Below are 17,034 nucleotides of genomic sequence, written 5' to 3'. Positions count from 1 at the left end.
GCCACCACCACGGGGGACTTACCCCTGGAACACTAACACGAGGTAATGACGGAAACAGCGACGCTCGGCGGCGGATGCTTCTGGTGTATCGAGGCGGCGCTCAAGGAACTCCGCGGGGTCGCGTCGGTCACGTCCGGCTACGCCGGCGGGGGCGTGCCGAACCCGTCCTACGAGGCGGTCTGTTCGGGTTCGACCGGCCACGCCGAAGTGGTCCAGGTCGAGTACGACCCCGAGGAAATCAGCTACCTCGAACTCCTGGAGGTCTTCTTCAAGGTGCACGATCCGACGACGAAAGACCGTCAGGGACCGGACGTCGGCAGCCAGTATCGCTCGATCGTCCTCTATCACGACGACGAGCAGCGCCGGCAGGTCGACGGGTTCATCGAGCGCCTGAACGAGGAGGTCTACGACGGCGGGATCGTCACGGAAGTCCAGCCGCTCGAGACGTTCTACGAGGCCGAAGAGTACCACCAGGATTACTACGAAAAGAACCCTGCGAACGGCTACTGCCAGGTGCAGATCGAGCCGAAGGTCAAGAAGGTCCGCGAAGAGTTCGCGGCGTTGCTCGCGGAGTAGCGGGCCGCCGCTCCGTAACTGAAACCGGGAACGAGGGTAACAATCCGGCGACAGTATTAGGTACGTTCGAGAGTTGATTCGGCTATGGCCATCGATCCGCACTTCGAGCAGAACCGCGAAAAGGTCGATCAACACAACGGACACGACGTCTGGGGACCGGTCGACGAACCCGAGTCGCTAGGGATCCACGGGACGCACGTCGCGGTCGACTTCGACATCTGTCTCGCCGACGGTGCCTGTCTGGAGGATTGCCCGGTCGACGTCTTCGAGTGGGTGGAGACGCCCGGTCATCCCGAGAGCGAGATGAAAGCCGATCCGGCCAACGAGAGCCAGTGTATCGACTGCATGCTCTGTGTCGACGTCTGTCCGGTCGACGCGATCGACGTCGACGGCAGCCGGCCGGACAGAGCCTGATTTCCGAAGAATCCGTAGACACCGGCGATTCGGGCTGAGCAGATAGAGGCGGAATTGACTTACGGGGGGCACGATCAGGTCGGGTATGGAGCTTGCGGCCGCGCTCCGGGCGGAGGCCCGGGACTGCAACGAGCGTCGCGTGCTCGCGCTCGCCGGCGAGCCGGAGACGACACGCGATCGCGCTGAGGACGCGCTGGCGGCAGCCGACATCTCTCCCGAGTTCACGACGCTGGTCGGCCCCGAGTCGTTCGTGAACTGTGAGCGACTCGATCCCGTCCACGCCAGCGAGTTGCTCGGTCAAACGCGAACGGCAGTCGTCTACGACGCCCACGAGTCGCTCCGGCCGAACGTGCTCGGCCAGATCGTCGGTGCCGTCGACGGCGGCGGCCTGTTCGTGCTACTCGCACCGCCGCTGTCGGCGTGGCCCGCAAGACGGGATGACTTCGACGAGACGCTCGCAGTCCCGCCGTTCGAGTCCGGCGACGTAACCGGCCACTTCCGGGCCCGGCTGGTCGAGACGCTGTACGCCCATCGCGGCGTCGCCGTCGTCGACGTCGAGAACGACACGATCGAATCCGACGGGCTGACCGACCCCGCCCCACGCCTGCCCATACCCGACCCGACGGTCCCGAGCCGAAACGATCGCGTCTTCCCCGCCGAAGCCTACCGCGCCTGTCTGACCCGCGATCAGGCCGAGACGCTGGCGGAACTGGAGGCGCTGGCCGAACCCGGTGGCACCGTCGTCGTCGAGGCCGACCGCGGTCGGGGCAAATCCAGTGCTGCGGGACTGGCTGCGGGATGTCTGGCGGCGTCGGGCCAGGACGTGCTCGTGACCGCGCCACAGTACGGGCGCGCCGGCGAAGTGTTTGCTCGTGCCCGAGAGTTGCTGGACGCTCTCGAGGAACCGGTCGAGGTCGACGACGAGACGGCGCCCCGCCGTCTCGCGACCGACGAGGGACGGGTGCGATACGCGCTGCCGACCGACGCCGTCGAGTTGCCCGACGATCCGGACGCGGTCGTCGTCGACGAGGCGGCGGCCCTGCCGGTCCGACTACTGGAGGGGTTTCTCGACGCCCCTGCGGTGGCGTTCACGACGACGATCCACGGCTACGAAGGGGCCGGCCGGGGCTTCTCGGTCCGGTTCAAGGATCGGCTGGCCGAGTCCGACCGACCGGTCAGCGAGGTGCGCATGGACGAGCCGATCCGGTACGCGGCCGGCGATCCCGTCGAGGTCTGGGCGACGCGAGCGCTGTTGCTCGATGCGCGCCCGCCCGTCGAGCCGCTGGTCGCCGACGCCCACCCGGAGACAGTTTCCTACGAGCGACTTTCGAGCCAGCGACTCCGGTCGGACGAACACCTGTTGCGGGAGGTGTTCGGGTTGCTCGTGCTCGCCCACTACCGGACCGAGCCCGACGACCTCGCTCGGCTGCTCGACGGCCCGAACGTCTCGGTTCGGGCACTGCTGTCCGGCGGACACGTCGTCTCGGTCGCGCTCCTGGCCCGCGAGGGCGGGCTGGACGCCGACCGGCGTGCGGACATGTACGAAGGGGGGCGAATCAGGGGGAACATGCTGCCGGACGTGCTGACGACGCAACTCCGCGACGAGGCCGCGGGGGTCGAGACGGGCTGGCGCGTCATGCGGATCGCGACCCACCACGCGGCCCGCGAGCGCGGCCTGGGATCGCTGTTGCTCGAACGGATCGAAGCGGAAGCGGCCGGCGAGTCCGATCAGGCTGGAACGGAACGGCCCAGCAGATACGACTACCTCGGCGTCGGGTTCGGCGCGACGCCCGAGCTGGTCGCGTTCTGGGCGGACAACGGCTACCGGACCGTCCACGTCTCGACGACGCGCAACGACCGTAGCGGCGAGCACTCCGCGATCATGCTGCAGGCGCTCTCGGACTCGGGATCGGCACTGCAGGATCGCCATACGTCGTGGTTTCTCGGACGCGTCCGGGGGATGCTCACCGACCCGCTCGCGGATCTCGACCCGGACGTGGTCCGGGCGGTGCTGTCGGCTGTCGACGGATCGGCCCGGCTGGATCTCTCCGCCTGGGAGTGGCGACTACTCGCCGGATCGCCACACGGCGCGGGACTGTTCGACACCGCGCCCGACGCCTTCCGCACGCTCGCGCTCCGGGCGCTGACCGACGATGACACTCCCACACTGACGGACGTGGATAGCCCGACGGCGGCCGACGACGGCCCGACGCTCGAACCCCGATCCGAGCGGCTGCTGGTGCGGAAAGTCCTGCAGACGCACGGCTGGGACGCCGTCGCCGAGGAACTCGACTTCGTCTCCCGGCGGGAGTGTATGCGCGCGCTCGGGAACGCGACCGAGCGACTCCTCGAGGCGTACGGGACCGACGAGACACGGGCGGAACGGGAGCGATTCCGATGATCGTACCCGATCCGTTCGTGATCGTCGCGTTCGCGCTGCTTCTGGCTGGCGTCGTCTTCAGCGTCGTCCCGCTGTTGCCGGGGCCGGTGCTGTCGGTTGGTGGCGTGCTCGTCTACTGGTGGGCGACCGGCAAGCCGGGCTGGCTGGTGCTCGTGGTGTTGCTCGCGGTCGGCGTGACTGCGGCACTCGTCGACTGGCTGGGCGGCGCAGCGGCCGCCAAGAGCAGCGGCGTCTCGACGCGGGTGAGCCTGCTCGCCGGGGTGGCCGGGTTCGCGGGAACTGTTGTCGCCGGGCCTGTCGGGTTACTCGTCGGCGTCGCGGGGACGGTGTTTCTCGCGAGCTACGCCCGCGAACGGGAAGCAGCGACCGGCATCCGAATGGCCGCCTATGCGACTGCCGGCATGCTCGGAACGGTCGTCGTCCAGACGCTTTTGACCGGCTCGATGCTTCTGGCTGTCGCGGTGATCGCGCTGCTGTAGCCGACTCGATCGTCACGCGGCTAGGGCTGACTCGGGCAACATATTTCACGCGAGGCTGCGATGAACGAGGGGATGAGCGTCATCGACGTGACCGGCCTGACCAAACACTACGGCGAGGTCCGGGCTGTCCGGGGGATCGACTTCACGGTCGAAGAAGGCGAGGTCTTCGGCTTTCTGGGCCCCAACGGGGCGGGCAAGACCACCACGATCCGGACGATGCTGGGATTGCTGAACCCGACCGCGGGACGGGCGACGGTACTCGGTGCGGACAGCACCGACGAGCCGGCGATGATCGAAGCCAAGCGATCAATCGGCTACCTACCGGCCAATCCCGCGTTCGACGACGGCGCGACCGGCCGTGAGATACTGGACCTTCACGGGTCGATCAAAGGCGAGCAGCGTCGCGAGGAGTTGCTCGAACTGTTCGAACCGCCGCTCGACCGAGAGGTCCGGGACTACTCCTCGGGAAACAGACAGAAACTCGGCGTCGTGCAGGCGTTCATGCACGACCCCGAGCTGGTAATCATGGACGAACCGACCAGCGGGCTCGATCCGCTGATGCAACAGCGATTCAACGAGTTCGTCCGCGCGGAACGCGAACAGGGCGTGACGGTGTTTTTCTCCTCGCACGTGCTCAGCGAGGTTCGACGGGTGTGCGACCGGGTTGCGATTCTCCGGGACGGCGAACTCGTCACGACCGAGGCCATCGAGTCGCTGCTCGATCGTTCCGGGAAGTTCGTCCGCGCCAGAATCGCCGGCCACGTCGAGAGCGACGCGTTCAATGGCGATACGGTCCATGGCTTCGAGCGAACGCTGATCGAAGACCGCGCCGAGGAGTTGCTCGCGGCGACCGACTTCGAAAGCGACGCCGATGTCGTCACCGAGGTCCGGTTCACCTACACCGGCGACATCAACGACCTCGTAACGGATCTCGCCTCGTACTCGTTCGTCGACCTCGACGTCGAGGAGGCGCCGCTCGAAGAGGTGTTCATGCGGTTTTACGGCCCTGGCGAGCCGAGCGAGCGGACGGCACGAGGCCAGAACGGTGATGCCGCACCTGCCGGGGGTGACGGTAATGCTTGAACTCGCCCGCTACGAGGCACGGCGTCGACTCAGGGGGACCGTTTATCTCACGGTCGCGCTCACGCTGCTCGCGGGAATGTACATCGCGACGTTCCCCTCGCTGGCGACGGACGTGGACCTGGATCAGTTCATCGACCAGATGCCGGAGGTCTTCCGGGAGCTGTTCAACATCGCGACGATGAACACGATCGAGGGCTTTCTGTCCGCCGAGCTGTACTCGATCGGCTGGGTGCTCCTGCTGGGGCTGTACGTGGCCTACAGCGCCGCGACGCTGATCGCAAGCGACATCGACCGCGAGCGGATGGACATCCTGCTGTCGCTCCCGATGTCGCGGGCGCGTGTGCTCGGCGAGAAATTCCTCGCGTTGCTCGTCCCGATCGTCGTCGTGAACGCCGTCTTGCCGCTCGTCATCTACGTCGGGACGATTGTGATCGGCTACCCGATCGACCCGGTGAATCTGGCGGTCGTCCACCTGCTTGCGATCCCGTATCTACTGGCCTGTGGCGGTATCGGACTCGTCCTGTCGGTGGTGACCAGTCGGTCGACGATCGCCCAGCGCGGCGCGCTGGTCGCGATCTTCGGGTTGTTCCTGTTCGAGTCGCTGACGGTCATCGCCGACTACGAGCAGCTGGGCGCGATCGCGCCGATGCGATACTTCGACGCGACGGCGGTGCTCGTCGATGGCAGCTACGACTGGGCCGGCGGCGCGATCCTGCTCGGAGGGACGGTTCTGCTGGTCGGGGCGAGCATGCTGTACTTCCGACGACGGGATATCGATTGATCAGGGAAACACGGGCCTCGGCCGGTATGTGCCGCCCTCCCACGCAGTACGCGCTTCGAAAGCGCTTTTAGGTGTGGCAGTTCACTATCGGGTACAGCCTGCGCGGGGTTGATGATGCTCCTAGCCATCTAGGATTTGCGTGCGCCGGTTTCGGCGCCGCCGGAGGGTCGCCCTCCGAAACGGCGGGGGAGCGCGAGCCCACGTGCAGGAGGTGACCAACACATGCCAGTATACGTCGATTTCGACGTCCCTGCCGATCTCGAAGCCGACGCCCTCGAGGCGCTCGAGATCGCGCGGGACACAGGTTCCGTCAAGAAAGGTACCAACGAGACAACCAAAGCCGTCGAGCGCGGCTCCGCAGAACTAATCTTCGTCGCCGAGGACGTCCAGCCCGAGGAGATCGTCATGCACCTCCCCGAGCTGGCCGACGAGAAGGACGTTCCCTTCGTCTTCGTCGCCGAACAGGACGATCTCGGAGAGGCCGCCGGCCTGGAGGTCGGGAGCGCGGCCGCGGCGATCGTCGACGCCGGTGACGCCAGCAGCGACGTCGAGGACATCGCCGAGAAGCTCGAGGAGCTTCGGTGAGGTGAGCACGGATGAGTGCTGAGGAATCCGAAGACAGCGGATCCACGGCCGCCGAGGTCATCGAGATCGTCGGCCGGACGGGGATGCACGGCGAGGCCATGCAGGTCAAGTGCCGCATCCGCGAGGGATCCAACCAGGGCCGGATCATCACCCGGAACGTCCTGGGTCCGGTCCGGGAAGGTGACGTATTGCAGCTCCGGGAGACCGCCCGCGAAGCCGACGCAATCGGAGGCCAGTAAGATGCCACAGACACGCGAGTGTGACTACTGCGGCAGCGAGATCGAGCCCGGCACGGGGACGATGCTCGTCCGAACGAACGGGACGACGCTGCACTACTGCTCCTCGAAATGCGAGAAGAACGCCGGACTCGGTCGAGAACCCCGTGACCTGAACTGGACCGAAGCCGGCCGCGAGAGCGACCGCCAGGAGACGGTCGCGGCCGAGCGCGAAGCCGAAGCGGAGGAGGCAGACGAGTCTGATGCTGTCGAGGCAGACGCCGAGGACGAACCCGAGGCCGCGCCGGACCTCGAAGCCGCCGAATCTGAGACTGACGCAGACGCCGAAGAGGCGGACGAACCGGCCGACGCAGACGCCGAAGAGGCGGACGAACCGGCCGATGCAGACGCCGAAGAGGCGGACGATGACAGCGAGTCAGGCGAGGAGGCGGACGAATCGGACGACGAGGGAGACACCGAGACCGAAGAGGCCGAGGCCTGAACGACTACTTCAAATATGAGCCACCACGACGAACGAACCTTCGTAATGGCGAAACCGGACGCCGTCCAGCGCGGGCTGGTCGGTGACATCATCACGCGACTCGAGGATCGCGGCCTGAAGCTGGTGGGCGCGAAGTTCATGCAGATCGATGAGGAACTCGCCCACGAGCATTACGCCGAACACGAGGACAAGCCCTTCTTCGACGGGCTCGTGGAGTTCATCACCTCCGGACCCGTCATGGCGATGGTCTGGGAGGGCGCAGACGCGACCCGCCAGGTCCGCCAGATGATGGGCGCGACCGATCCTGCCGAGGCTGCACCCGGAACGATCCGCGGCGACTACGGACTGGACCTCGGACAGAACATCATCCACGGCTCCGATCACGAGGACCCGGGATCCAACGAGCGCGAGATCGACCTGTTCTTCGACGAGGAGGAACTGGTCGACTACGAGCGAGCGGACGAGCCCTGGGTCTACGAGGACGTCGACGAGTAATTCTGGACGCCGTTGTCAGTCTCGATCTTGTCGTGCGCCCTCGGCTTGACCGAGACATCTGAACCTCGTTCGCTGTACTGTCCTCGCGACTTCGTTTTTCGCCGATCAAGACACGGATCCCGTGAGCCGGTCGAACTATCACTGGTGCGATTCAATACGACCCTATGATTACGGAGCGGTGGTCGTCGCGTCTTGGGTTTCTGCTCGCGGCGACCGGGGCGGCCGTCGGTCTCGGGAACATCTGGCGGTTCTCGGCCGTCGTGGGGCAGAACGGCGGCGGTGCGTACCTGGTTCCGTACCTGATCGCGGCGTTCGCCTGTGCGGTGCCGTTGCTCGTGCTGGAACTCGCCATCGGACGGCACCTCCGGACGGACGTGATCTCCGCGTTCGAGAGCGCGAAATCAGGATACGCGCCGCTCGGATGGCTCGTCGTCGGTGGCGTGTTCCTCATCTTGAGCTACTATCTCGTGCTCGCTGGCTGGGTTCTGGGGTTTCTGTTCTCGTGGCTGGTCGGGTCGCAGGTGACATTCGCGCCGTTCACTGACGGCTGGCTTCCGGTGGGGTACTTCGTCGTCGTGACGGTACTGACCGGCGGGGTCGTCTCGCTTGGTGTTCGTGGCGGCATCGAACGGCTGGCCAGAATCGTGATGCCGACCGTGTTCGTCGTCCTCGCCGCGCTCGCACTCTACGCTGCGACGCTTCCCGGGTGGGATCGAGCTGCGACCTTCCTGTTCACGCCCCGGTTCGAGGCCCTCGCGGATCTCGGACTCTGGAGTGTGGCGTTCGGGCAGGCGTTCTTCTCGCTGTCAGTCGGCCAGGGGATCATGCTCACCTACGGGAGTTACCTCGACGAAGGGACGACCCTGCTGCGGTCCGCGCTGGTGATCACGGTCGCGGATATCGCCGCGGCGGTCACCGCGGGGCTGGTCATCTTTCCGATCGTGTTCAGCTTTGGCCTCGAGCCGACGCTCGGGACGGAGCTCGCGTTCACCACGCTCCCGGCGGCGTTCGCGACGATGCCGCTCGGCCGGGTCGTAGCCGTTGCGTTCTTCGGACTGCTGTTTTTCGCCGCACTGAGCTCGGCGGTCTCGTTGCTCGAGGTCGGCGTCGCGGCGACGGCGAACACGACTGGTTACGGCCGCCAACGGGCGACGGCACTTCTGACCGGAGGGGTCTTGCTCGCGGGCCTGCCATCGGCGCTGAGTTACAGTCCCGTGGACCTGGCGTTCGCGGGACGGCCCGTGCTTGATCTCGTCGACGAGTCGGTCGGCACGTTCGCGCTCCCGATATCCGCCCTGCTGATCGTGTACGCGTTCGTCTGGCAGCACGAGTTCTCTCGCGTGCAGGCCGATCTCGGACGCCTGTACCCGCTCGTGCGTTATGCACTTCCGGCAGTGCTGGCGATCGCGACCGGGGCAAAGGCGGCCGGCGTCGCGCGGCCGGCGTGGCGGCTCCTCGTCGGTCGGGCCCGGGGCGAGCCGCTCGTGATCGCGCTGGCGACGCTCGCGTTGCTGACCCTGGTCGCACTCGTGATGTGGCTGTCCCGAGTCCCGCGCTCGTGACCGCCGGGGAGGGAAACACAATGGAATGGTTTTCATACTCTGGATAGCCAAAGGCAGATACACATGGTCGGCTGGCTCGCGGTCGTGACTGCAACACTGGATGCAGCGAGACGGAACACTATGGAGGTGATGCGATGACAGAGCGAGCGTCATCGACGCGCCGACGCTACCTGCAGGCACTCGGCGTAGTCACGGCGGGGGTGGGCCTCGCGGGCGAGTCCGCGAGACGTGCAGCGAGCGCGACGGACGGATCGTGGCCGCAGTTCGGATACGACGGAACGAACGCAGGCCACGCACCGTCCAGCGACGTTCCCGAAGTCAACGCGGCCAGTCAGTGGCGATTCAAAGACGGCGACGTGAGCGGATCCCAGCCGGTCGTCGCGGACGGGCGGTTGTTCGTCACTGTCGGTGACGACGTCTACGGTATCAGTCTTGACGACGGCGAACAGCTGTGGCAAGAGCGAGCGGAGTACGCTGTCGGTTCGACGCCTGCTGTGGCAGACGGAACGGTCTTCGTCGGTGTCGACAACAACCTCCGCGCGGTGTCTGTCGATGGGAGCGAGAGTCAGACCTATCTCTCGGCCGGTACAGACGAGCGCATCGAGACATCGCCCGTGGTGGCCGACGGGATCGTCTATGCCGGAGTCCGTGGCAATAATGGAACTCTCTATGCCTTAGATGCGACCAGCGGGGACGAAGTATGGACGTCCCGGACCTGGGCACCGATCCGATCGTCGCCGGCAGTGGCCGGAGGAGTCGTCTACGTCGGGAACGATTTCGGTCGGGTGTACGCGGTGGACGCGGCCGACGGGACCGATCTGTGGAAGGTCAACGTCAGCGACGATCCGATCCGATCGGCCGTCGTCGTCGGCGACGAGACCATATACGTCGCCGACGCCGCTGGCGTGCTCCACGCGATCCGCAACGAAGAGAGTCACTGGTCGCGCGACCTCGGCGTGCCGGTCGACGTGTCGCCGGCCGCCGCGGACGGGACGGTGTACGTCCCCGATTCGGACGGGACGCTGCACGCACTCGACCCGGAAGACGGGAGCGAGCGCTGGACTGCGAGCGTTGACGGCACCGGGACGACGCCGATCGTGGCTTCGGGTGTCGTCTTCGTCGGGACGGACGCCGGGACCATCTACGCGTTCGATGCGACCGACGGAACCGAACTGTACACGGCAGACGCGGGATCGCCAGTGCTCTCCGCACCGTCCGCAGCGAACGGGCGGCTGTACGTCCGCACGCGTGACAACGTCGCCGCGTTCTCGGAGTACGTCTCGGCGGCGTTCGAGTTCGAACCGGCCTCGCCGAAGACCCTCGAGACGATCACCTTCGACGCGTCGGCGTCGGGGCCGGACAGCCTGGTCTCGTCGTACGAGTGGTCGATCGACGGCGAGCAAGCGACGGGACCAATCGTCGAGACCACGTTCGACACGCGTGGCACCTACGAGGTGGCGTTGACAGTCGAGAGCGAGGGCGGGCTGACAGACACGGTGACGAAATCGGTCCCAGTTGCCAACCGGCCGCCGACGGCGGTCATCGAGTATACTCCGTCGTCACCGAACCCGGGCGAGACTGTCACGTTCAGCGCAGCGGGGTCGAACGACCCTGATGGTGAGATCACCCGTTATAACTGGATCATTGGAGCGGAAGGGAAAGCTGGCGAGGTCGTCGATCACACGTTCGACAATCCCGGTGAATATTCCATTCAGCTGACGGTCCGAGATGACACCGGCACGGAAGATGTGATTCGGCAAACGATCACCGTGACCGAATCCACGCCGACCCCAGAGCCGACACCGACCCCGGATCCAACACCCACGCCAACACCGGATCCAACACCCACGCCAACACCGGATCCAACACCGACGCAAACGCCGTCGCCGCCAGGGAGTGGCGGCAATGGGTCTCAGAACGCGGATTCGAGTGCGTCGACGGATGACGGATTGATTCCGATTGGGGCTGGCGTACTGGCGACGCTGACCGGTGTTGCCGGATGGCTCCATTTCGGTCGGAATCCGCCCGAGGATATCCTCAGAGAGGGGTCGTCTCCTGCCGAGCCGGCAGATCAGCCGGTGAGTGAGAGTTCCGAGCCGGCAGATCAGCCGGGGAGTGAGAGTTCCGAGCCGGCAGATCAGCCGGGGAGTGAGAGTTCCAAGCCGGCAGATCAGCCGGTGAGTGAGAGTTCCGAGCCGGCAGACCAGCCGGTGAGTGACGACACCGACGAGTAATCCGCCTCGTCGTGGCACGATCGATCCACGCCACCGGGGGCTTTAAGGCGTTTTGTAACGAAAAACCGGTAATGTCATCGATCGAATTGACGCCCAGCCAGAAGAACATTCTCCAGGAACTCGTCAATCTCTACCGGGAGCGAGAGAGCGCGGTAAAGGGAGAAGACATCGCCGAGAAGGTCGACCGGAATCCGGGGACCATCAGAAACCAGATGCAGAGTCTCAAAGCTCTCCAGTTGGTCGAGGGCGTGCCGGGGCCGAAGGGCGGATACAAGCCGACAGCGAACGCTTATGACGCGTTACAGATCCAGGAGATGGATCAGCCAGCGGAAGTCCCGTTGTTTCACGAGGGGAAGAAAGTCGAACACTCCAACGTCGAGGCGATCAACCTGACGAGCGTCCACCACCCAGAGAAGTGTCGTGCAGAGATCAAGCTTCAGGGATCGATCGGCGAGTTCGACGAGGGGGACACGATCACCGTCGGACCGACCCCGCTGTCGAAATTGCAGATCGTCGGGACGATCGAGGGGAAAGACGACACCGGAAACAGCCTCATCCTGACGATTGACGACATGCTCGCCCCGGCTGAAGAGCCGGAGCACTGATCGGCGATCGCGGCCGGACCTCACCGGCTGACCTCGGCACCGAGTGTCTCGAGTTCGTCGAAGAAGTTCGGGAACGACACGTCGACGTGTTCGATCCCTTCGACGGTCGTGGTTCCGTCAGCGACGAGTCCCGCGACTGACAGCGACATGATGATCCGGTGATCGGCCCGCCCATCGACGGTCGTGCCGTCGAGATCGCTGTCCCCGCCGTGGATCGTCAGCGTGTCGTGTTCTTCTTCGACTGACGCCCCCATCGCGGTGAGCGCCTCGGACATCGCGGCGACGCGGTCGGTCTCCTTGTATCGGACGTGTTCGCAGTCGACGATGGTAGTCGTCCCGTCGGCGACGGCGCCGAGGACGGCGATCGTCGGCAGCAGATCGGGCGTATCCGCGACGCTGACCTCGACACCCGAGAGATCGGACTGGCTGACGTGAATCTCGCCCGCCTCGCGGTCCCAGGTGAGATCGGCGCCCATCCGCTGGAGCACGTCGACGATCGCGGAGTCACCCTGCGCGCTGGGGTGGGCGCCGGTAACGGTCAACCCGTCCGGCGCGGCCAGCGCGCCCATCGCGAGCAGATACGAAATCGACGAGAAGTCGCCCGGAACGGTGTACTCTCCGTCGACGGGATCGTAGGACTGGCCGCCCGCGACGGCGAATCCGTCGGCCGTTTGCTCGGCGTCGACGCCGAACGCCTCCAGGACCTCGATCGTGATGTCGACGTACGGCGCGGATTTGAGCTCGGTTTTGAGGTCGATCTCGATTCCCCCTTCGGTGACGGCGCCGGCCATCAGCAGGGCCGTGACGTACTGCGAGGAGACGTCGCCGGGGATCGAGACGCGCCCGCCGTCGATCGGACCGCCGACGACCAGCGGGGCCTGGCCGTTCCCGCGAGTACTCTCGGCGCGGCCATCGAGCTGGTCGATGGCGTCGAGCAGCGGGCCTTGCGGTCGCGAGCGAAGCGAGTCGTCCCCGGTGAGGACGGTCAGTCCATCGCCGAGCGCGGCCGTGGCCGTCACGAGGCGCATGGTCGTTCCGCTGTTGGCACAGTCGATCACGTCGTCGGGAACTTCGGGGCGGCCGTCGAAGCCCGTCACGTCGAGGTGATCGTCGTGGCGCTCGACGCTGCCGCCGTAGCCTTCCACCGCGCGCATCGTTGCCTTCGTATCGGCGCTCACGAGCGGATCGCGGACGGTCGCGCCTCCGGCGTAGCCGGCTGCCAGGATCGCTCGGTGCGTGTAGCTCTTCGACGGCGGGGCCTGGACCGTCCCGCTGACTGTCGACTTGGTGATGTCTGCGTCCATATGGAGTCTCTCGGCGGCCCGGGTCAAACCATTTGCTACCTCGCTGCTCGAGGTGTGGTTAGAAAACGGTCGGCCGTACGGCGGCTGTGCGGTACGGTGACCGAGCGGTGGCCGTGAGGGCGTTTCATCGCGCGAAACGGGGAAAGGCAGGCCTGCCGCTCGAAAGTTCGCGAGCGGCTGCAAAAGGCGCTGGCGTTGCCCCTACGAGCGGCCAGCAACCGCTGGCAGTCTCGTCGCGGGCCTGGTGGAATTCTACTAGGGGCGAGTGAACCGCGCCAGCGGTTCACTTAGGCGATAAGCAGCTCTTCGCCGCGTTCGACCTTGATCCGGCACGGCGGGGTGATCTTGTTGTAGGCACGGCGGTAGGCTTCCTTGACGGCTGCAGCCTGGTCGACGTCACAGTAGGCGGTGAACAGGCGCTCGCCCTTCTGGATCCGGGCGGCAGTGCCGACGATCTTCCCGAAGGCCTGGCGCATGCCGTCGGAAACACGGTCGGCCCCGGCACCGGTCGCCTGCTTGTTCTCGCGGATGACCTGGTGGGGGAACTTCCGGAGGACCATCTTGTAGTTGCCCTCGCCGAGTTCCTTGATCAGGTGGCGGTTGGCCGACAGGCGGGCGGCCTCCATCGAGCCGTGGCGGAGCTGGACTTCTTCTTCGACGATGAGGCTGATCTGGACGGGGTAGTCTTCGGGCTCCGTGTTCCTGTCGCCCATCTGGTGCTGTGCGATCTTCGAACCGGGGATGCCAGTGATGTACTCACGGCGAGTGTACGACGGCTTGTCGATGTCTCGGTACATCGAGGCTGGTTTGTCCGACATAGGTACTCTTGGCGAATACGTGGCCCAGCGTCGGGATAAGGGCTTCGAACGCCGACGAATACTGTGTGTCACTATCACAGAGATAGAGACACGCGAACGCGGACTCATACTGGTGGCTATACCATTTCGAACTGATTCGGCGCGACGGCGTGCCGAATATCTTTTATACCCACCAGTATCGGTAACACCGGCGTCACTGGCCCGCTTTTCAGGATGGGAACCGTATCGAGGGTCACGATGAACATGCTCGTCGACGGCGAGTGGCGGACTGACGTCTACCGGACGACCAACGAGCAAGGCGAGTTCGAGCGCCAGGAGACGGCGTTTCGCGACTGGATCGAGGACAGCCCGGACGCGCGTTTCCAGCCGGAGGCCGGGCGGTATCACCTGTACGTCTCGTATGCCTGCCCGTGGGCTCACCGGACGCTGATCGCGCGGAAACTGCTCGGACTCGAAGACGCCATCAGCGTCGACGTGGTCGACCCTTATCGCGGGGAGGACGGCTGGCAGTTCACGCCCGAAAAAGACGGCTGCACGCCGGACACGGTCAACGGGGCGGACTTCCTCCGAGAGATCTACATGATGGCCGACCCCGAGATGACCGGCCGGGTGACGGTCCCCGTGCTCTGGGACAAACAGGAAGAGACGATCGTCAACAACGAGTCCAAGGAGATCATGCGGATGCTCGGTACCGAATTCGGCGACGTCGCCGACCGCGACGTCGACCTCTATCCCGAGGGCTACCGCGAGGAGGTCGATAGGATCATCGAGGCGATCTACGAGCCGATCAACAACGGCGTCTATCGTACCGGGTTCGCCGATTCACAGGCGGCCTACGACAGGGCTGTCGAGGAGTTGTTCGACGCGCTCGACCACTGGGATTCGGTGCTTTCCGACCAGCGCTATCTCGCCGGCGACCGACTGACCGAAGCCGACATCGCGATGTTCACGACGCTCGTTCGTTTCGACGAGGTCTATCACACGCACTTCATGTGTAACCACCGGTTGATCCGCGAGTACGACAATCTCTGGCCGTATCTTCGGGATGTCTATCAGACGGGCGTCGCCGAGCGGAGCGAGGGGACGCCGGACGGGCGAACGCGGAGTGAAGCGGGCGTCGCCGAGACGGTACATATGGACCACATCAAAGAGCACTACTACACGACCCATCCCGAGGTCAGCCCGAAGCGAATCGTTCCGAAAGGGCCCGATTCGGACTTCGAGAAGCCCCACGACCGGGACGAACTACCGGGTGGACTGCCGGACGATCTGCGTGCCGCAGTGAACCGGTAATCACCCGAGCAGCGCGAAGGCCATCAACAATCCGAAGTACAGCACCACGAGCACACCGACAGCGGCGATCCGGTATCGCTTGAGTGGCTCGGCTTCGGCCTCGTAGGCGGATTCGAAAGCACTCCGCTCCTCGTCGTCGAGACGGTCGAGGTGGTCGAGCCCGCGGTGTAACGCGAGCAACCGCTCCTCCGGGAACGGGCGTCCGCAGTAGGGACACTCGTAGACCGGTTCGCCGGGCGGGATGTCGTAGGTTTCACTGGTCATGCTTAGAGGAACGGTGGTTCGATGGTCGGCTGCGAGACGATGAACAGGCTCGACATCGTGTACAGGACCATGACGAGCGTGTAGGGGTACTGGCTGCGGATCGCCTGTAAGCGCCCGGGGAAGCTATCGAACGCGACCGCGTGGGCAGTCCAGATGGCCAGCACGTGACCGAGAAGTACGCTCGCGAGCGCGACGGCGTCGAACCACCCGGGGAGCACGAGCACTGGCACAGTCTCGCGGAGCGTCAGCGGCGTCGCGGCGGTCGTGACCAGTGACGGCGCCAGTGACAGGAAGTACTCAAGGTAGTGCGCGAGGTGATACCCGGCAGCGATCGCGAGCAGCGGCGGAGCGAACCGGCGGGCGAGCGTCGGCGTCGCGAGATAGGTTCCGGCGAGCCGCCGGCTGTAGCGCGTCCCGATCACGTATACAGCGACGAACAGCAGATAGCCGGACGCGAGCACGACGAGATACAGTACCAGCGACGGGACGCCCGCCTCGACGATCGGGCCCGCGACCGACTCCCAGGCAGGTGTCGCGACGAACCCGTCGTAGGTCGTCGCCCACACCAGCGCGATGACGAACCCGACCTCGTCGAACCCGTCAACGAGTCGGGTCTCGGCGAGCGCAGTGCCGGGCAAACGAAGCCGAATCGAACCGCCCTCGCGAGCCAGCGGTGCGAGCCGGCCGTAGTACCGGAAGACGCGCGCGATCGGGTCGACAGTCTCGAACCACTTGCCCGGGCCGTAGGCGACCGCGCCCGCGAACGTGACGGCCGTGTATCCGACGACGACGGTCACAAGTGTTCGCGGGTCGTCGGCGACCGGGCTGACGACCTCGATCCAGATCAGTGCCAGCAGGCCGACGACGCTCGGCCACGCGCCCAGCCGGTCGGGATACGATCGCTTCAGCGACGGAAGGAGATCCGTGAGCGTCCGCCAGGGGTTGAGGACCGGCCAGACCGAGCCGACGAGATACGTCGACATCGTGAAACCGGCCCACCAGCCGACCCACACCAGCAGGACCGCTGCGTTGGCAGTGCCCCGCTGTGGGCCGGCGACGCCGACCACGAACACCCAGAGCAATCCGGCGACGCCGAGCAGGGAGAGCAGCGACCGCAGAAGCCACTCGGCCGGGACCGGAACGTGTCGTCGCCAGTCGTGGATCGCGGCGATGAGCGTACGGTCGGTGACCAACGACGCGAGCAGGAACGACGCACCGATCGCCGCGCCCCCGGTCACCAGAAACAGCCAGGTCGGAACGGCGACGGCCTCGCGGCCGCCGTCGCTCAGGGCTGCGCCGTGTGCTCCGACCGTGTCGGTGGCTACCGCCAGCACTGCGAGAAGGCCGGCAACTCGACCGTAACGACGCCAGGACCGACGACCGCCCATGTACGTCACGCTTGCGAGCCCCGTCGATGAATAGC

18 protein-coding genes are annotated in these 17,034 nt (G+C 65.6%); 14 read left to right on the top strand and 4 right to left on the bottom strand.

Annotated elements, in window-relative coordinates; all coding sequences use genetic code 11:
• Window positions 1-45 precede the first annotated feature (45 nt).
• The 13 genes from msrA (at window position 46) to OB916_RS04185 (ending at window position 11,932) form a co-directional block, all read left to right on the top strand.
• The gene (gene msrA, locus OB916_RS04245; RefSeq protein ID WP_315908034.1) at window positions 46-576 is read left to right on the top strand and encodes a peptide-methionine (S)-S-oxide reductase MsrA; all 531 of its coding nucleotides are present in this window, start codon (window positions 46-48) and stop codon (window positions 574-576) included.
• 84 nt (window positions 577-660) lie between these two features.
• Window positions 661-990: a 4Fe-4S dicluster domain-containing protein gene (locus OB916_RS04240; protein WP_315908033.1), complete on the top strand. Its 330-nt coding sequence runs from the start codon at window positions 661-663 to the stop codon at window positions 988-990.
• Window positions 991-1,075: 85 nt separating this feature from the next.
• Window positions 1,076-3,391 (top strand): tRNA(Met) cytidine acetyltransferase TmcA, encoded by a 2,316-nt coding sequence (gene tmcA / locus OB916_RS04235; RefSeq protein WP_315908032.1) that lies wholly within the window; start codon window positions 1,076-1,078, stop codon window positions 3,389-3,391.
• Window positions 3,388-3,870: a DUF456 domain-containing protein gene (locus tag OB916_RS04230; RefSeq protein ID WP_315908031.1), complete on the top strand. Its 483-nt coding sequence runs from the start codon at window positions 3,388-3,390 to the stop codon at window positions 3,868-3,870. Before tmcA ends, OB916_RS04230 begins: the two co-directional genes overlap by 4 nt.
• Before the next feature lie 72 nt (window positions 3,871-3,942).
• A complete protein-coding gene (locus OB916_RS04225; protein WP_315908030.1) occupies window positions 3,943-4,953 on the top strand; it encodes an ABC transporter ATP-binding protein in 1,011 nt (336 codons plus the stop codon).
• Window positions 4,946-5,734, top strand: coding sequence for an ABC transporter permease subunit (locus tag OB916_RS04220; RefSeq protein WP_315908029.1), 789 nt, complete (start codon window positions 4,946-4,948; stop codon window positions 5,732-5,734). The genes OB916_RS04225 and OB916_RS04220 overlap by 8 nt, the downstream gene beginning before the upstream one ends.
• 222 nt (window positions 5,735-5,956) lie before the next feature.
• On the top strand, window positions 5,957-6,319 hold the full coding sequence (gene rpl7ae, locus OB916_RS04215; protein ID WP_315908028.1) for a 50S ribosomal protein L7Ae: 363 nt from the start codon (window positions 5,957-5,959) through the stop codon (window positions 6,317-6,319).
• An 11-nt stretch (window positions 6,320-6,330) separates the two neighbouring features.
• Complete coding sequence (locus tag OB916_RS04210; protein ID WP_229111137.1) at window positions 6,331-6,558, top strand: 30S ribosomal protein S28e; 228 nt, start codon at window positions 6,331-6,333, stop codon at window positions 6,556-6,558.
• Between the two features lies 1 nt (window position 6,559).
• Entirely contained in the window at window positions 6,560-7,036 is a 477-nt protein-coding gene (locus tag OB916_RS04205; RefSeq protein ID WP_315908027.1) for a 50S ribosomal protein L24e, read from the top strand.
• A 15-nt stretch (window positions 7,037-7,051) separates the two neighbouring features.
• Window positions 7,052-7,531: a nucleoside-diphosphate kinase gene (gene ndk, locus OB916_RS04200; protein ID WP_315908026.1), complete on the top strand. Its 480-nt coding sequence runs from the start codon at window positions 7,052-7,054 to the stop codon at window positions 7,529-7,531.
• Between the two features lie 164 nt (window positions 7,532-7,695).
• Window positions 7,696-9,093 (top strand): sodium-dependent transporter, encoded by a 1,398-nt coding sequence (locus OB916_RS04195; protein WP_315908025.1) that lies wholly within the window; start codon window positions 7,696-7,698, stop codon window positions 9,091-9,093.
• Between the two features lie 134 nt (window positions 9,094-9,227).
• Window positions 9,228-11,327, top strand: coding sequence for an outer membrane protein assembly factor BamB family protein (locus OB916_RS04190; protein ID WP_315908024.1), 2,100 nt, complete (start codon window positions 9,228-9,230; stop codon window positions 11,325-11,327).
• Window positions 11,328-11,398: 71 nt separating this feature from the next.
• The gene (locus OB916_RS04185) at window positions 11,399-11,932 is read left to right on the top strand and encodes an HTH domain-containing protein (protein WP_315908023.1); all 534 of its coding nucleotides are present in this window, start codon (window positions 11,399-11,401) and stop codon (window positions 11,930-11,932) included.
• Between the two features lie 20 nt (window positions 11,933-11,952).
• Here the strand turns inward: OB916_RS04185 and aroA are convergent, their stop codons facing one another.
• A complete protein-coding gene (aroA, locus tag OB916_RS04180) occupies window positions 11,953-13,236 on the bottom strand; it encodes a 3-phosphoshikimate 1-carboxyvinyltransferase (protein ID WP_315908022.1) in 1,284 nt (427 codons plus the stop codon).
• Window positions 13,237-13,523: 287 nt separating this feature from the next.
• On the bottom strand, window positions 13,524-14,054 hold the full coding sequence (locus OB916_RS04175; protein WP_315908021.1) for a 50S ribosomal protein L16: 531 nt from the start codon (window positions 14,052-14,054) through the stop codon (window positions 13,524-13,526).
• Window positions 14,055-14,291: 237 nt separating this feature from the next.
• Between OB916_RS04175 and OB916_RS04170 the strand changes: the two genes are divergently transcribed.
• Window positions 14,292-15,347 carry a glutathione S-transferase family protein gene (locus OB916_RS04170; RefSeq protein WP_315908134.1) on the top strand — a complete coding sequence of 352 codons (1,056 nt, stop codon included), beginning with the start codon at window positions 14,292-14,294 and terminating at the stop codon, window positions 15,345-15,347.
• Here the strand turns inward: OB916_RS04170 and OB916_RS04165 are convergent, their stop codons facing one another.
• Together OB916_RS04165 and OB916_RS04160 are read right to left on the bottom strand one after the other, a co-directional pair.
• The gene (locus tag OB916_RS04165) at window positions 15,348-15,611 is read right to left on the bottom strand and encodes a DUF7410 domain-containing protein (RefSeq protein ID WP_315908020.1); all 264 of its coding nucleotides are present in this window, start codon (window positions 15,609-15,611) and stop codon (window positions 15,348-15,350) included.
• A gap of 2 nt (window positions 15,612-15,613) precedes the next feature.
• A complete protein-coding gene (locus tag OB916_RS04160; RefSeq protein ID WP_315908019.1) occupies window positions 15,614-16,999 on the bottom strand; it encodes a hypothetical protein in 1,386 nt (461 codons plus the stop codon).
• Window positions 17,000-17,034 lie beyond the last annotated feature (35 nt).

The sequence above is a fragment of the Halapricum hydrolyticum genome, assembly GCF_025517535.1.
In the GTDB taxonomy this organism is placed as follows: domain Archaea; phylum Halobacteriota; class Halobacteria; order Halobacteriales; family Haloarculaceae; genus Halapricum; species Halapricum hydrolyticum.
The sequence above is the reverse complement of the archived record's forward strand: the minus strand, read 5'-3'. Positions and strand labels throughout refer to the sequence as shown.